Genomic DNA, 13476 nt, shown 5'->3' with positions numbered 1-13476 from the left:
GTTGGGTCAGCCGCGCCGCAGTCGTGCCGAGACGGTGTCGATCACGGTGGTGACCTCGCGCAGCCGAAGCGCCCGCGCCAGCAGCACGACGACCGTCGCGGCGACCAGTCCGAGCACGGCGACCTCGACCGCCGACCACCACCAGCGGCCCGCCCCGGGCGTCTGGTCGAGCAGGTCGTCGAGCCCGAGGTCGACCAGCCACGCGGCCGCGGCGCCAGCGGCCGCGGCGACGACCAGCCGGGCGAGGAAGCCGAGGAACGGCCCCACGTCGAGGCCGCCCAGCCGGCGGGCGAGGATCGAGAACGAGACCAGCGAGCCGACGCCGTAAGCCGCCGTGTAGGCGACCACCAGCATCGCAGCCGTGTGGTCGGGATCGGTGCGGGCCACGAGCACGGTGGCGGCGGTGATGTTGACCGCTGCGATCACGCACTGGATGAGGAAGACGGTGCGGTTGAGCTCGAGCGCGTAGAAGCCGCGCAGGATCAGGTAGTGCAACGTGAAGAAGACGATGCCGACGCCGAACAGCGCGAGCGACTCCTCGTAGTTGACGTAGTCCGCGGCCGCGGCGCCGTGCCCGAACAGCGTCTGCGCGACGGGCAGCGCGATGAGGGGCATCAGCGCGGCGACGGGTACGGCGACGACGAGCGCCGTGCGGATGGTGCTCACCAGGGTGCGGGACAGTGCCGCGTCGTCCTGGGCGGCGGCGTGGGACGACAGCCGCGGCAGGATCGCGGTCGCCAGCGACACCGTGATCACCGAGTGCGGCACCATCGCGACGAGCAGGGCGGAGGAGTAGATCGTGATGCCGGTGCCCTCGTCGGATGCCGCGGTGCCGCCGGAGGCAAGCCGCACCACGACGACGTAGGCGGCCTGGTTGACGACCACGAACAGCACCGTCCACACCGCGAGCCGGAGGGTGTGGCCGAGACCGGTGCCCTTGAAGTCGAAGCGCGGCCGGATCCGCACGCCCGCCGCGCGCAGGTAGGGCACGAGGATCGCGAACTGGGCCAGGATGCCGACCGTCGAGCCGATGCCGAGCCACGCCTCCTGCGCGGTGGTGAACGCGCTGTGCTGCTCGGCCTCCGTGGCCGGCCCGAACCACACCAGGTAGACGACGAGCACGCCGACCGCGATCACGTTGTTGGCGATCGGCGCCCACATCATCGGTCCGAAGCGGCCGCGGGCGTTGAGGACCTGTCCGACCAGCACGAACATGCCGTAGAAGAAGACCTGCGGCAGGCAGTAGCGGGCGAAGTCGATGGCCGACTGGCGCTCCGCGGCCAGCGCCGGGTCGCCGTACTCGCTGTCGAGGAGCAGGTCCATCACCCACGGCGCCGCGAGCACCAGCACGACGGTCACGGCGCCGAGGAAGAGGACGGCGAGGGTGACGATGCGGTCGACGTACGCCGCGCCGCCGTCGCTGTCGTTCTTCATCGACCGCACCAGCTGGGGCACCAGCACGGCGTTGAAGACACCGCCCGCCAGCAGGATGTAGAGCATGTTGGGGACGGTGTTCGCGATCGTGAACAGGTCCGCGTGCAGCCCGACGCCGAGCGCCGCCGCCAGCAGGATCGAGCGGATCAGGCCGCTGAACCGGGAGACGACGGTGCCCGCCGCCATCACCGCGCTGTTGGCGAGGATGCCGCGCTGCTCGGTGCCCGCGTCGGGCAGCTCGCTCATGCCGACGCCCCGGACCCGGTGGTCGAGCCGGACCCGGTGGTCGGGCCGGACCCGGTGGTCGGGCCGGACCCGGTGGTCGAGCCGGACCCGGTGGTCGAGCCGGACCCGGTGGTCGAGCTTGTCGAGACCCCCCGGCCCCGGATCCGCCGGACCAGCCGCAGCCCGATCGCCACGAACAGGATGGCGACGCCGGAGCCGATGATCACCCAGATCACCTCGCTGACCTGGCCCGACCGGATCGGCACCTCGACCGACGACCCGAGCGGGGTCCCGTCGACATCGGTGACCGAGAGCGTGACGTTGTGGACGCCGGTGCCGCGGGAGTGGGCGTCGAGCTGGATGGTCGTCCGGCTCTCGGCGGCGAGCACGATCGGCTCGCCGACGTCGACGGTCACCTCGTCGTCGACGCTCTCGGCGACCAGCCGCACGGTCACGTTGCGTTGGAGGTCGTTGTTGATGGTCACCGCGAAGGTGCCGTTGGCGCTCGACAGCGTGACGGCCGGCGGTCCGTCGACGCCGATCTTGCCGAGCCGACGGTCGATCCAGCGCCGCGAGCGGGCGAGCCGGGCCTCCGCGCGGTCCGGGGAGGTGCGGAAGTGGTACGACGCGCCGGTCAGCGCCTCGTCCCGCACGTCGGCGGCGGTCGTCTCGGCGTCGGGCAGCAGGTTCTGCAGGGTGGTGCCGGAGGCGATCAGCTGCTGGGCCTCGGAGAAGACGGACGCCGCGAGCTCGACGGTCTCCTGGTCGACGGGGTAGGTCAGGCTGTCCGGCTCGACCGGGGTCGGCGTGCGGTCGGTGGCGTCGGCGACCGTCGTCAGGTTGAGCCAAGCCGCGTCGAGCCCGCTCCAGAACGACGCGCCCGCGGCGCTGTCCACCCGGCGCGGCACGACGACGATCAGCGGGTGCCGGCGGCCCGGCGCCACCAGCCGCACCGCCGCCTCGGCGAGGACCCGCTGGCGGAAGGCGACCGGCCCGAGCCGGGGCTCCGGTCCCGGCCCGCCGGTCGCGGCGCCGTACGACGTGGGCGCGACGGTGTGGTCGCCGTACTCACCGACGACGGGAGGACCGTTGCGGAAGCTCTCGGGCCCGAACATCCGGTCGGTGACGAGCAGGGTGCTGTCGTCGACGATGTCGTCCATGACCGACGGGTCGAGGTAGCCGCCGGGAGAGGCGACGACCGGGGTGGTCGGCGTCTCCCAGGAGGAGAGCACGTCGCTGACCCGGGCGCGGGAGAGCGGGTAGAGCTCCGGCATCCGCTCGGGGGCAGCGGACATGTCGAGGTCGCCGTACGGCAGCGACAGCACCTCCTCCCCGCGCAGCTGGACCTCGAGGGCGCCGAGCCAGTCGCCGGCCGCGGTCGCGAGCGGGCCCTGGGGCTCCTCGGTGTCCTCGGCGTCCGGCTCCTCGGTCGTCTCCTCGGAAGGGGTGGCCTCCCCGTCCTCGGGGCCGTCGACGACGGCCGGCCCCAGGTCGCGCGGCGGGTTGCCGCGTCGGAGCCGGCGGACCGCGTCGGGGATCGCGGGGTCGAGCAGCCACGTCACCGGCTTGCCGACGGCCGCCGCGCCGAACAGGAGCGGTCCGCCGAGCTCGCCGGCCGTCGTGAACGCCTCCTCCCAGGCGTCCGTCTTCGCGAGCCGCCCGTTCTGCTGGTAGCGGACCCGGTAGCGCAGCGGCACCACGATCGCGGTGTCCACCTGGCCGCGCACGTCGTCGCGGCCGCGGGGGACGAAGGGGAGGAAGGTCCGCGCCCGGCCGTCGGCGACGTTGTCGTCGGGGGTCGACTCGCTCGCGCCGAGCGCGTGCACGCCGAACCAGTAGACGCCGGGCGTCGTCACCGGCAGCAGCCGGCGCGGCACCTGGATCGAGAACGGCAGCTCCTCGCCGGGAGCGAGCTCCTCGACCAGGTAGCTCACCTCGGGGATCCGGGCGCCCACGACGGTCGTCGGGTCGGACTCCGCGGCCTCGACCAGCCCGGCGGTCGACGTGATGGGGGGCGGGCACCCGACCGCGTCGCAGTCGGTCCCCGCGTTGATGAACGGGTAGAGCCGGATCCCGCTCCACGTCTCGACGTCGCGGTTGGCGACCGTGCCCGAGATGCTCACCCGCCCGCGCTCGGGCACCTCGCCCGGCGTCAGCTGGTCGATCGTGACCAGCAGCGGCGCGTCGTACGACGGCGGCACGGTGTCGGCCGCCACGTCCACCGGCTGCGGCTCTGCCGCTGCCGGGACGCTCATCAGCCCCACCGGCCCCACCGCCCCGGCCAGCCCGACCAGCGCTGTCGTCACCACGCCCACGGCAGCACGCAGCGACAGGGGGCGGAGGACCACGCCCCGAGACTAGTCGGCGCGCTCCCCGCCGAGAGGACCCGGCAGCCGCGTCGATCCCTCCCTCCTCGACAACCGATGAGGGCGGAACCAACCGCGCTCCGTAGACTCCCGCCCGTGTCCGAGCCCCGTGATCCGACGTCGGAGCCGATCCGGCTGGTCGACGTGCAGCGGGCGGTGGCGGCGGAGCTGGAGCGGATCGGGCCGGTGATCGGGGAGCTCGGGGAGCTGTTCGCGGCCGCGGGGCACGAGCTGGCGCTGGTCGGGGGGCCGGTGCGGGACGCGATGCTCGGCCGGCACTCCAACGACCTCGACCTCACCACCTCCGCGCGCCCGTCGGACACCGAGCGGATCCTCAAGAAGTGGGGCGACGCGTGGTGGGACTTGGGGCGCGACTTCGGCACGATCGGCTGTCGCAAGGGCGACTGGGTGGTCGAGGTGACGACGTACCGCTCCGAGGCCTACGACCCGGGCTCGCGCAAGCCCGAGGTGCAGTACGGCGACACGCTGGCCGGTGACCTGGGTCGGCGCGACTTCTCCGTCAACGCGATGGCGGTGCGACTGCCCGGCCAGCAGATCGAGGACCCGTACGGCGGCGTGGTCGACCTGGCCAACCGGGTGCTCCGCACGCCGGGCCGTCCTGAGGACTCCTTCTCCGACGACCCGCTCCGGATGATGCGGGCCGCGCGGTTCGCCGCCCAGCTCGGTTTCACGGTGGACGACGCGGTCGTGGCGGCGATGACGGAGATGGCCGAACGGATCGAGATCGTGTCGGCCGAGCGGGTGCGCGACGAGCTGGTGAAGCTGATCTGCGCGCCGTACCCCCGCCTCGGCCTGACCCTGCTCGTCGACACCGGCCTCGCCGACCACGTGCTGCCCGAGCTGCCGCGGCTCAAGCTCGAGCGCGACGAGCACCACCGGCACAAGGACGTCTACGAGCACACGCTGACCGTGCTCGAGCAGGCGATCGACCTCGAGGACCGGCTCGGCGGCGGGCCCGACTTCGTCTCGCGGTTCGCCGCGCTCATGCACGACGTCGGCAAGCCGAAGACCCGGCGGTTCCTCGACGACGGCACCGTCACCTTCCACCACCACGACGTCGTCGGCGCCAAGATCACCCGCAAGCGGATGCAGGCGCTGCGGTTCTCCGGCGACGAGACCGACGCGGTCTGCCACCTCGTCGAGCTGCACCTGCGGTTCCACGGCTACGGGTCGGGGGAGTGGACCGACTCGGCCGTCCGACGCTACGTGCGCGACGCCGGCGACCAGCTGACCCGGCTGCACGTGCTGACCCGCGCCGACTGCACGACCCGCAACCAGCGCAAGGCCGACCGGCTGCGTCGTACCTACGACGACCTGGAGGCCCGCATCGCCCGGCTGTCGGAGGAGGAGGAGCTGGCCGCCATCCGGCCCGACCTCGACGGCAACCAGATCATGGAGATCCTCGGGATCCCGCCGGGTCGCGAGGTGGGCGAGGCCTACAAGTTCCTGCTCGAGCTGCGGCTCGACAACGGGCCGATGAGCGAGGACGACGCGAAGGCCGCTCTCCGCGACTGGTGGGCGGCGCGCGGCTGATCCTGTATCAAACCGGGCCCCCGGAGTGTCAGTGTCACGTCAGGACACCACTCGGAGGCTCACATGAAGAAGCTCGTCCCCTCGATCATGGCCGCGGTGTCCGCGGTCGCCGCCACCCTCCTCGTCGCCGCCGGACCCGCACCGTCCGCCCACGCGGCGGGGGAGACCTACTCCGCCCCGCTCACCACCGCGATCGGCAGCCTGACGGTCGCAGCGGAGGTGCGCACGGGCTACGAGCGCAGCAAGTTCAAGCACTGGGTCGACGCCGACGGTGACGGTTGCAGCACCCGGTTCGAGGTCCTGGACGTCGAGTCGGAGACCTCGGTGACGTGCAGCAACCTGGCCGGCGGACGCTGGTTCTCGTACTACGACCGCGTCTCCTGGACCGACGCCGGCCGGATCGACATCGACCACATGGTGCCGCTCGCCGAGGCCTGGGACTCCGGCGCACGCAGCTGGACCGCCGGCCAGCGCGAGGCCTATGCCAACGACCTCGGCGACCACCGCACCCTCGTCGGCGTCACCGACTCGGTCAACCAGGCCAAGGGCGACCAGGACGTGGCGCAGTGGTTGCCGACGCACGACAAGTGCCGCTACCTGCGGGAGTGGGTGGCGGTGAAGATCCGCTGGCGGCTCTCGGTCAACAGCGCCGAGAAGACCGCGCTGCAGAACCTCGCAGCCGGCTGCACCAACGTCACCATCACCGTCACCCGCGCGATCTGAGAGGACCGATCGCGGGACCGCCCCGCTCAGTAGTCGGAAGCCGCCGAGATCCCGCCGTCGACGACGAGCTCCTGGCCGGTGATCCACGTCGCGAGGGGTGAGGCCAGGAACAGGCACGCGTCGGCGACGTCGCGCGGTCGCCCGAGCCGCCTGCTCGGGCTGCGGGCCAGCCAGCCGGCGACGCCTTCCGGCCAGGCGCTACCGAGGCCTGGCCGGTCGACGAGGCCCGGGGAGACGGCATTGACCCGGACGCCGTACGGCGCCAGCTCGACGGCGGCGGCCCTGGTCAGCGCCAGGATGCCGGCCTTCGCGCTGTCGTAGACGGCCTGCTCGTGGCCGGGGCGGGAGGCGTTGAGCGACCCGATGTTCACGACGACGCCGCGCCCCCGGCCGCGCATGGAACGGCCGGCCTCGCGCAGGCAGCTGAACGTGATCCCGAGATTGCCGCGGACGACGCGCTCGACCTCCTCGTCGCCGGTCTCCAGCAGCGGCCGGCTCGGGTACGAGCCGGCGTTGTTGACCAGGACGTCGATCGGCCCGTACGGCGCGGACTGTGCGAACAGGTTCTGCACGAACGCCGCATCCTCGAGGTCTCCGACCGCCAGGTGGGTCCCGGACCGCTCGCCGAGCGCCGCCAACGAGGGCGTCAGGGTGCGCCCGTGGGCCACGACGGTGGCGCCGGCGTCGAGGAACCGCTCGGCGACGGCCTCGCCGATACCGCCGCCGGCACCGGTCACCAGCGCCGTCGACCCGCTGAGGTCGATCGCGATCACGGTCAGCCGACCTCGTAGGGGCCGGCGTCCGGATCGGTCGGCGACCACTCGGCGTGGCGGAAGCCGGCGAACTCCGCACCTTCGAGGACACAGACGTCGTGCAGCGACCGCCGGTAGAACTTGACGTGGGTGTAGTCCGGAAAGAGCCGGTAGACCGGGGTGTTGAGCGTTCCCTGGAACTGCTTGCCGGTCAGCACGCCCAGGTGGGCCTTCTCGAACCCGTCGATCTGCTCGCCCACGACGTAGCCGACGTGCTCGAGTCCCATCCGGTAGACGCGTTGGTGGAAGGGCGGGATGAGCTCGATCATCGGCACCGTCCTCCCGGCCGACACCGGGACCGGGTCGGCGAGCAGGATCTTCGAGATCGGTCGCCCGTTCCAGACGTTCTCGAGGTTCGCCACTGCGACCTGCTCCAAGGCGTCGCGGACGCGGAGGTAGTCCCGCCAGGTGCGGCAGCGCACAGCGACGTGGCTGAGGGCGAAGCCGGAGACGTCGATCCCCAGCCCGGCGCACCGCTCCGCCTGCGCTGCCTCGAACGCGGGGATGGCCTGCAGCAGCTCCTCCACCATGCCTCCTCCTCGCGGGCGATCAGCCCGATCCATGTCCGTCCGCGGTTGCTCGGATCCGCTCGAGGTCGGCGCGGAGGGCCGCGGCCCTCCGCGCCCCGAGCAGATCATCGAGCATCTTCTCGATCTCGGGTAGCAGCTCCTGGGCGATCGCGAAGACCTCCCGCCCCTTGGGGGTCGGCAGCACCAGCTTCGCCCGCCGGTCGTCAGGGTCGGGGATCCGGGTGACGTAGCCGTGCCGCTCGAGGTGGGCGACCAGCTCGGCCATCGCCTGCTTGGTCATCTGTGCGCGCTCCGCCAGGCGGGCGACCGGCGTGCCTCCGTCGTCGACGTGCTGGAAGACGGCGCCATGGGCTGGGCGCACGACACCGTGGCCGCGCTGCTCGAGGCGCTGGATCATCCGGTCGTTCAGCGCCACGAACGCCTCGCGCAGGAGCACCGCCGTGTTGGCGGAGCGGCGGGAGTCCTCACTTGACATTAGACAAGCCACCTGTCTATCTTCGAGATATGGACATGTTACCTGTCAATATTCCGGTGGACCTGGCCGAGGGCGAGCGACTCGCCATGGGCACCGACGAGATCGTCATCCTGACCAGCTGTGCGCAGACGCGCGACGACATCTACGCCTACCTCGTCCGGATGCCTCCCGGGGGCGGGCCACCGGTGATGCACCGTCATGCACCGAGCGAGGTCTACCACGTGCTCGAAGGCGAGTTCGCCTTCTACGTGGCCGAAGCCGAGGGCGTCGTACGCCGGCACGCGGTGCGGGCCGGGCAGGTGATGCCTCTCGCCGGCGGCACTCCGCACACCATCCGCAACGAGACCGACCAGGACGCGGTGGCGTTCGGCGTGCACTCCCCCGGCGCTGCGATGGAGGGGTTCACGCGGGCCGCGGCCGCGCTGGCCGCCGCAGGGGAGCCCTCGATGGAGGCCGTGCTGGCGATCGCCGACGAGCACGGCATCGAGATGCTCGGCCCGGTCCCGGACCTCGGTTAGGGCGCGGAAGAATGTCCGACCGTCCCGCACCACCCCGGCCGCGGATCGAGCTGTTGCGCGGACAGCCGACCGACGTCCTGCCCGTCGTGGAACCCCTCCTCCTGGACTACCTGCGCTGGTGCGCGCGCCGCATCGCCGCCGATTGCGGCTACACCTTCGAGGACCCCGAGGCCGTCGTCGCCCGTCACCACGAGGACTTCTGCTGCGAGCTCCCCCGCCTCCTCGCCGAGGACGGTCGGCTGGTCGTCGCGCGCGCGGGTCACGACACCCTCGCAGGGGTGGCAGGGCTGAAGACCGTGGGCGCCGGGGTCGCCGAGGTCAAGCGGATGTACGTCCGCCCCGAACTGCGTGGACGCGGCACCGGCAGAGGGCTGATGACCCGGCTGCTGGAGGAGGCCGTCGGGATCGGCCACCGGGTCGTCCGCCTGGAGACGGCGAGCTTCATGGTCGAGGCACAGCGCCTGTACCGGTCGTTGGGCTTCGAGGAGACCCGGCCGTTCGCCGGCTCCGAGGCCGACCTGTCCGGGCTGGGCGGGGCGATGCGGTTCTACGAGCTGCGCCTGGCCGCGGGCTGAGCGAGCACCGCACCGAAAAACACGCCGACCCGTCGCGAGAAGCTCGCGACGGGTCGGCGTGTCTGTGGGTCGAGCTGGGTCACTCCCCGGCGATGAACTTCTCCAGGAGCGTGCGACCCTCGGTGTCCTCGATCTGCACCGGCGGGCTCTTCATGAGGTACGCCGAGGCGGGGATGATCGGGCCGCCGACGCCGCGGTCCTTGGCGATCTTCGCGGCGCGGACGGCGTCGATGATGATGCCCGCGGAGTTCGGGGAGTCCCAGACCTCGAGCTTGTACTCGAGGTTCAGCGGGACGTCACCGAAGGCGCGGCCCTCGAGGCGGACGTAGGCCCACTTGCGGTCGTCGAGCCAGGCGACGTAGTCGGACGGGCCGATGTGGACGTTGTCGTCGTGGACCAGGCCGGACAGCGGACCGGACAGGTTCGAGGTGACGGCCTGGGTCTTGGAGACCTTCTTGGACTCCAGGCGCTCGCGCTCGAGCATGTTCTTGAAGTCCATGTTGCCGCCGACGTTGAGCTGGTAGGTGCGGTCCAGGACGACGCCGCGGTCCTCGAACAGCTTCGCCATCACGCGGTGGGTGATGGTCGCGCCGACCTGCGACTTGATGTCGTCACCGACGATCGGGACGCCGGCGTCCTCGAACTTCTTGGCCCACTCGGGGTCGGAGGCGATGAAGACGGGCAGGGCGTTGACGAAGGCCACGCCGGCGTCGATCGCGCACTGGGCGTAGAACTTGTCGGCCTCCTCGGAGCCCACCGGCAGGTAGGACACGAGCACGTCGGCACCGGAGTCCTTGAGGGCCTGGACGACGTCGACCGGGTCGGCAGCGGACTCCTCGATGGTGGCCCGGTAGTACTTGCCGAGGCCGTCGAGCGTCGGGCCGCGCTGGACCTCGATGCCGAGCGTCGGGACGTCGGCGATCTTGATCGTGTTGTTCTCCGAGGCGTTGATCGCCTCGGACAGGTCCTTGCCGACCTTCTTGTCGTCGACGTCGAACGCCGCGACGAACTCGACGTCGCCGACGTGGTAGTCGCCGAACTGCACGTGCATCAGACCGGGGACGCTGCCGTTGGGGTCGGCGTCCCGGTAGTAGTGCACGCCCTGGATGAGCGACGTGGCGCAGTTGCCGACGCCGGCGATCGCTACTCGTACCGAACCCATGGGATCCCTCTCCTTGATCGAAATCGATCAGTCGTTATCGGTTGCCGCGGCGGCCTGGGGCCCAGGCATGCCACGCTCTGCATTGATGAGGTCCGAGAGCCACCGGACCTCGCGCTCGACGGACTCGACGCCGTGCCGCTGGAGCTCGGTGGCGTAGCGGTCGACTTCCTTCTGCGTCATGGCGAGCTCGCGCTGCACGCGGTCGAGCCGCTCCTGCAGCCGCGACCGACGCCCCTCCAGCACACGCAACCGGATCTCCATGTCCGTGGAGGAGAAGAACCGGAAGCGGATGTCGAAGTTGTCGTCCTCCCACGCGGCAGGACCCACCTCCGACATCAGCCGGTGGAACTCTGCCGTGCCCCGCTCGGTCACCTGGTAGGTGATCCGCGGGCGCCGCGAGGTCACCGTGCCGGAGGCGGCACTGGTGGTGACCTCCTCGATGAGGTTGCCGCGCAGCATCTTCTTCAGGGCCGGGTAGAGCGACCCGTAGGAGAGCAGCCGGCCCCACCCGAGCATCAGGTTCAGGCGCTTGCGGAGCTCGTAGCCGTGCATGGGTCCCTCGTGCAGCAGTCCGAGGACTGCCAGCTCGATGGTCTCTCCACGCCGTGCCATGCGATCTATCGTAGCGATATATCCGCGGAATCTGAACACCCGATGGATCGCGAGCGTCGAATCGGTGGCTCCAGGGATGGGTGCGTACCCTGATCTGCGGCATTCCCCGGGGCAACTGAGCGAGGCAGGACGTTGGCGGACGGCAAGCGCAGGGCAGGCTCGACCTCTCGACCCTCCACCAGGAAGGGTGGCGGGAAGGGCGCCGGGAAGACGGCGAAGCCCTCGCCCGAGCCGGGCTGGCCCACCTGGCGGCACCGGCTGCTGAAGACGGCGAAGTGGGGCTCGATCGCCGGGCTGGTGATGGTGCTGATCGCCTCGGCGTTGTTCTTCATCGCCTACCGCTCGATCGACATCCCGGAGCCGAACTCCGAGTACCTCACCCAGACGACCCACGTCTACTACGCCGACGGCGAGACCGACCTCGGCGAGTTCGCGATCCAGCGCCGCGACCCGGTGGGCCTCGAGGAGATGCCGGACACGCTGAAGGACGCGGTCGTCGCAGCCGAGGACCAGACCTTCTGGACCAACGAGGGCATCGACCCCAAGGGCATCCTGCGCGCGGCGTTCACCAACGCCTCCGGCGGCGTCACCCAGGGCGCGTCCACGATCACCCAGCAGTACGTGAAGATCCTCTACCTGACCCAGGAGCGCACCTGGAAGCGCAAGGTCAAGGAAGCGATCCTCTCGCTGAAGATCCAGAACCAGTACTCGAAGGAGGAGGTGCTCGAGGGCTACCTCAACACCATCTACTTCGGGCGGGGGGCCTATGGCGTCCAGGCCGCGGCGCAGGCCTACTTCAAGGTCGACGCCAAGGACCTGAACCTCAAGCAGAGCGCGGTGCTCGCCGCCGTCCTCAACGACCCCAACGACCTCGACCCCGCCAACGGCAAGGCCGCCAGGTCCGAGCTCAAGGGCCGTTACCAGTACGTCGTCAACTCGATGGTCGAGATGGACGCCATCAGTGAGGACGACGGCAACCGCGCCTACGACAAGCTTCCGAAGTTCCCCGAGCCTGACGCCGAGCAGGCCTACGAGGGCCAACGCGGCCACGTGCTCCAGATGGTGAGGAAGGAGCTGCTGCGGCTGGGCTTCAACGAGCAGGAGATCAGCGGCGGCGGCCTCGAGGTCACGACCACCTTCACGAAGAAGGCGATGGACGCGGCCAAGGACGGTCAGGCGGCGATCCGCCCGCCGAGTCTCGGTTACAAGAACCTCCACGTCGGCATCGCCACCGTCGAGCCCGGCAGCGGGGCGGTGCGCGGCATCTACGCGGGGCAGGACTACCTGCTCTCCCAGCTCAACTGGGCGGTCGAGGGCGGCCAGGCCGGATCGACGTTCAAGCCGTTCGCCCTCGCCGCCGGGATCAAGGCTGGCTTCTCGCTCGAGGACACCTTCGAGGGCAACTCGCCGTTCACGACCGAGAACGGCTACACCGTCGGCAACCAGGGCGACACGGACTACGGGCGCCCCAACCTCATCGCCGCGACCGAGAGCTCGATCAACACCGCCTTCATCGACCTGACGACGTCGATGGAGAACGGGCCACAGGAGATCATCGACACCGCGGTCGACATGGGCATCCCGCCGGCGGAGGCGCCGAAGAAGGACGCCTGGGGCTTCCCGACCTCCACGCCCGGCCTGGAGGCGAACGAGCAGGTCGCGCTCGGCTCCCAGACGGTGAGCCCCATCAACATGGCCAACGCCTACGCGACCATCGCCAACGGCGGCGTCGCCGCCGAGCCCTACATCATCGAGAAGGTCGTCGACCAGGACGGTGAGACCCGCTACGACCACAAGGTCCAGGACCACGAGGCTCTGTCCGAGGACATCGCCGCCGACGTCTCCTACGCGATGGAACAGGTCGTCGAGACCGGCACCGGTGCCGCGGCGATGAGCGGGTTCGCCTGGCCGGCCGCCGGCAAGACCGGCACCGCGACCAACGCTGCGGACGAGGTGTCCTCGTCCTGGTACGCCGGCTTCACCGCGCAGTACGCGACCGCGGTCATGTACGTCCGCGGAGACGGGGACGACGGCCTCGACGGCTACCTGGAGCCGTTCTACGGCGGGGAGTTCCCTGCCAAGACCTGGCGGGCCGTGATGGACACGGTGATGGCGGGCGAGGAGCCGATCGAGCTGCCGGAGCCGGTGTTCGTCGACGGCGAGGCGCCGGAGGAGGGTCACGCGCCCTACACCCCGCCGCCGAGCCCGACCAAGACGAGGAACACCGACCGACCGGACCCCGACGACTCGACGGACTCGAGTCCGACCGGGGACCCGACGACCCCGACCGGTGACCCGACCACGCCGACCGGTGACCCGACCACGCCGACCGGTGACCCGACGACCCCGACCGGCGACCCCACGACGCAGCAGACCCAGCCGACGACGCGGGGCACGGGCGGCCAGGGCGGTCAGGGTCGCCAGGGTCGCCAGGTGGGGCGCCGGCGTCGCGCAGGGCACCACGGTCGTCGTACGACGCTCACGTAGTCT

The 13476-nt window shown here is 70.9% G+C and carries 12 protein-coding genes; 5 read left to right on the top strand and 7 right to left on the bottom strand.

Annotated features, from left to right (window positions below):
- Nucleotides 1-6: 6 nt before the first annotated feature.
- Both murJ and DJ010_RS22100 read right to left on the bottom strand, forming a co-directional pair.
- Nucleotides 7-1680 (bottom strand): murein biosynthesis integral membrane protein MurJ, encoded by a 1674-nt coding sequence (murJ, locus tag DJ010_RS12505; RefSeq protein WP_109694180.1) that lies wholly within the window; start codon nt 1678-1680, stop codon nt 7-9.
- Complete coding sequence (locus DJ010_RS22100) at nt 1677-4007, bottom strand: DUF6049 family protein (RefSeq protein ID WP_158283011.1); 2331 nt, start codon at nt 4005-4007, stop codon at nt 1677-1679. The genes murJ and DJ010_RS22100 overlap by 4 nt, the downstream gene beginning before the upstream one ends.
- 75 nt (nt 4008-4082) lie before the next feature.
- Here DJ010_RS22100 and DJ010_RS12490 point away from each other — a divergent pair, with 75 nt between their 5' ends.
- A complete protein-coding gene (locus DJ010_RS12490; RefSeq protein ID WP_109694178.1) occupies nt 4083-5579 on the top strand; it encodes a CCA tRNA nucleotidyltransferase in 1497 nt (498 codons plus the stop codon).
- A 63-nt stretch (nt 5580-5642) separates the two neighbouring features.
- Nucleotides 5643-6302: an HNH endonuclease family protein gene (locus tag DJ010_RS12485; RefSeq protein ID WP_109694176.1), complete on the top strand. Its 660-nt coding sequence runs from the start codon at nt 5643-5645 to the stop codon at nt 6300-6302.
- Between the two features lie 26 nt (nt 6303-6328).
- Here the strand turns inward: DJ010_RS12485 and DJ010_RS12480 are convergent, their stop codons facing one another.
- From DJ010_RS12480 to DJ010_RS12470, 3 genes are read right to left on the bottom strand one after another with little or no spacing between them, the layout of a single operon-like run.
- Nucleotides 6329-7075, bottom strand: a complete 747-nt coding sequence (locus DJ010_RS12480) for an SDR family NAD(P)-dependent oxidoreductase (protein WP_211318768.1) — start codon at nt 7073-7075, stop codon at nt 6329-6331.
- Between the two features lie 2 nt (nt 7076-7077).
- Nucleotides 7078-7644, bottom strand: a complete 567-nt coding sequence (locus DJ010_RS12475; protein ID WP_158283010.1) for a VOC family protein — start codon at nt 7642-7644, stop codon at nt 7078-7080.
- A gap of 19 nt (nt 7645-7663) precedes the next feature.
- On the bottom strand, nt 7664-8119 hold the full coding sequence (locus tag DJ010_RS12470; protein WP_109694172.1) for a MarR family winged helix-turn-helix transcriptional regulator: 456 nt from the start codon (nt 8117-8119) through the stop codon (nt 7664-7666).
- A 29-nt stretch (nt 8120-8148) separates the two neighbouring features.
- Here DJ010_RS12470 and DJ010_RS12465 point away from each other — a divergent pair, with 29 nt between their 5' ends.
- Both DJ010_RS12465 and DJ010_RS12460 read left to right on the top strand, forming a co-directional pair.
- Complete coding sequence (locus tag DJ010_RS12465; protein ID WP_211318767.1) at nt 8149-8637, top strand: cupin domain-containing protein; 489 nt, start codon at nt 8149-8151, stop codon at nt 8635-8637.
- 11 nt (nt 8638-8648) lie between these two features.
- A complete protein-coding gene (locus DJ010_RS12460; protein WP_109694170.1) occupies nt 8649-9212 on the top strand; it encodes a GNAT family N-acetyltransferase in 564 nt (187 codons plus the stop codon).
- Between the two features lie 79 nt (nt 9213-9291).
- Here the strand turns inward: DJ010_RS12460 and DJ010_RS12455 are convergent, their stop codons facing one another.
- Nucleotides 9292-10374 (bottom strand): inositol-3-phosphate synthase, encoded by a 1083-nt coding sequence (locus DJ010_RS12455; RefSeq protein WP_109694168.1) that lies wholly within the window; start codon nt 10372-10374, stop codon nt 9292-9294.
- A 27-nt stretch (nt 10375-10401) separates the two neighbouring features.
- Entirely contained in the window at nt 10402-10986 is a 585-nt protein-coding gene (locus tag DJ010_RS12450; RefSeq protein WP_109694167.1) for a PadR family transcriptional regulator, read from the bottom strand.
- Nucleotides 10987-11118: 132 nt separating this feature from the next.
- On the opposite strand from DJ010_RS12450, the gene DJ010_RS12445 reads away from it, so the two are divergent.
- The gene (locus DJ010_RS12445; protein ID WP_245927506.1) at nt 11119-13473 is read left to right on the top strand and encodes a transglycosylase domain-containing protein; all 2355 of its coding nucleotides are present in this window, start codon (nt 11119-11121) and stop codon (nt 13471-13473) included.
- Nucleotides 13474-13476 lie beyond the last annotated feature (3 nt).

The organism is Nocardioides silvaticus, from assembly GCF_003160695.1.
Lineage (GTDB): Bacteria > Actinomycetota > Actinomycetes > Propionibacteriales > Nocardioidaceae > Nocardioides > Nocardioides silvaticus.
The sequence above is the reverse complement of the archived record's forward strand: the minus strand, read 5'-3'. Positions and strand labels throughout refer to the sequence as shown.

What these genes read in the sequence shown, in the direction of transcription:
- murJ (WP_109694180.1), bottom strand. Translation starts at nt 1,680, where the DNA reads ATGAGCGAGCTGCCCGACGCGGGCACCGAGCAGCGCGGCATCCTCGCC.
- DJ010_RS12450 (WP_109694167.1), bottom strand. Translation starts at nt 10,986, where the DNA reads ATGGCACGGCGTGGAGAGACCATCGAGCTGGCAGTCCTCGGACTGCTG.
- DJ010_RS12460 (WP_109694170.1), top strand. Translation starts at nt 8,649, where the DNA reads ATGTCCGACCGTCCCGCACCACCCCGGCCGCGGATCGAGCTGTTGCGC.
- DJ010_RS12475 (WP_158283010.1), bottom strand. Translation starts at nt 7,644, where the DNA reads ATGGTGGAGGAGCTGCTGCAGGCCATCCCCGCGTTCGAGGCAGCGCAG.
- DJ010_RS12490 (WP_109694178.1), top strand. Translation starts at nt 4,083, where the DNA reads ATGAGGGCGGAACCAACCGCGCTCCGTAGACTCCCGCCCGTGTCCGAG.
- DJ010_RS12465 (WP_211318767.1), top strand. Translation starts at nt 8,149, where the DNA reads ATGGACATGTTACCTGTCAATATTCCGGTGGACCTGGCCGAGGGCGAG.
- DJ010_RS12485 (WP_109694176.1), top strand. Translation starts at nt 5,643, where the DNA reads ATGAAGAAGCTCGTCCCCTCGATCATGGCCGCGGTGTCCGCGGTCGCC.
- DJ010_RS12455 (WP_109694168.1), bottom strand. Translation starts at nt 10,374, where the DNA reads ATGGGTTCGGTACGAGTAGCGATCGCCGGCGTCGGCAACTGCGCCACG.
- DJ010_RS12470 (WP_109694172.1), bottom strand. Translation starts at nt 8,119, where the DNA reads ATGTCAAGTGAGGACTCCCGCCGCTCCGCCAACACGGCGGTGCTCCTG.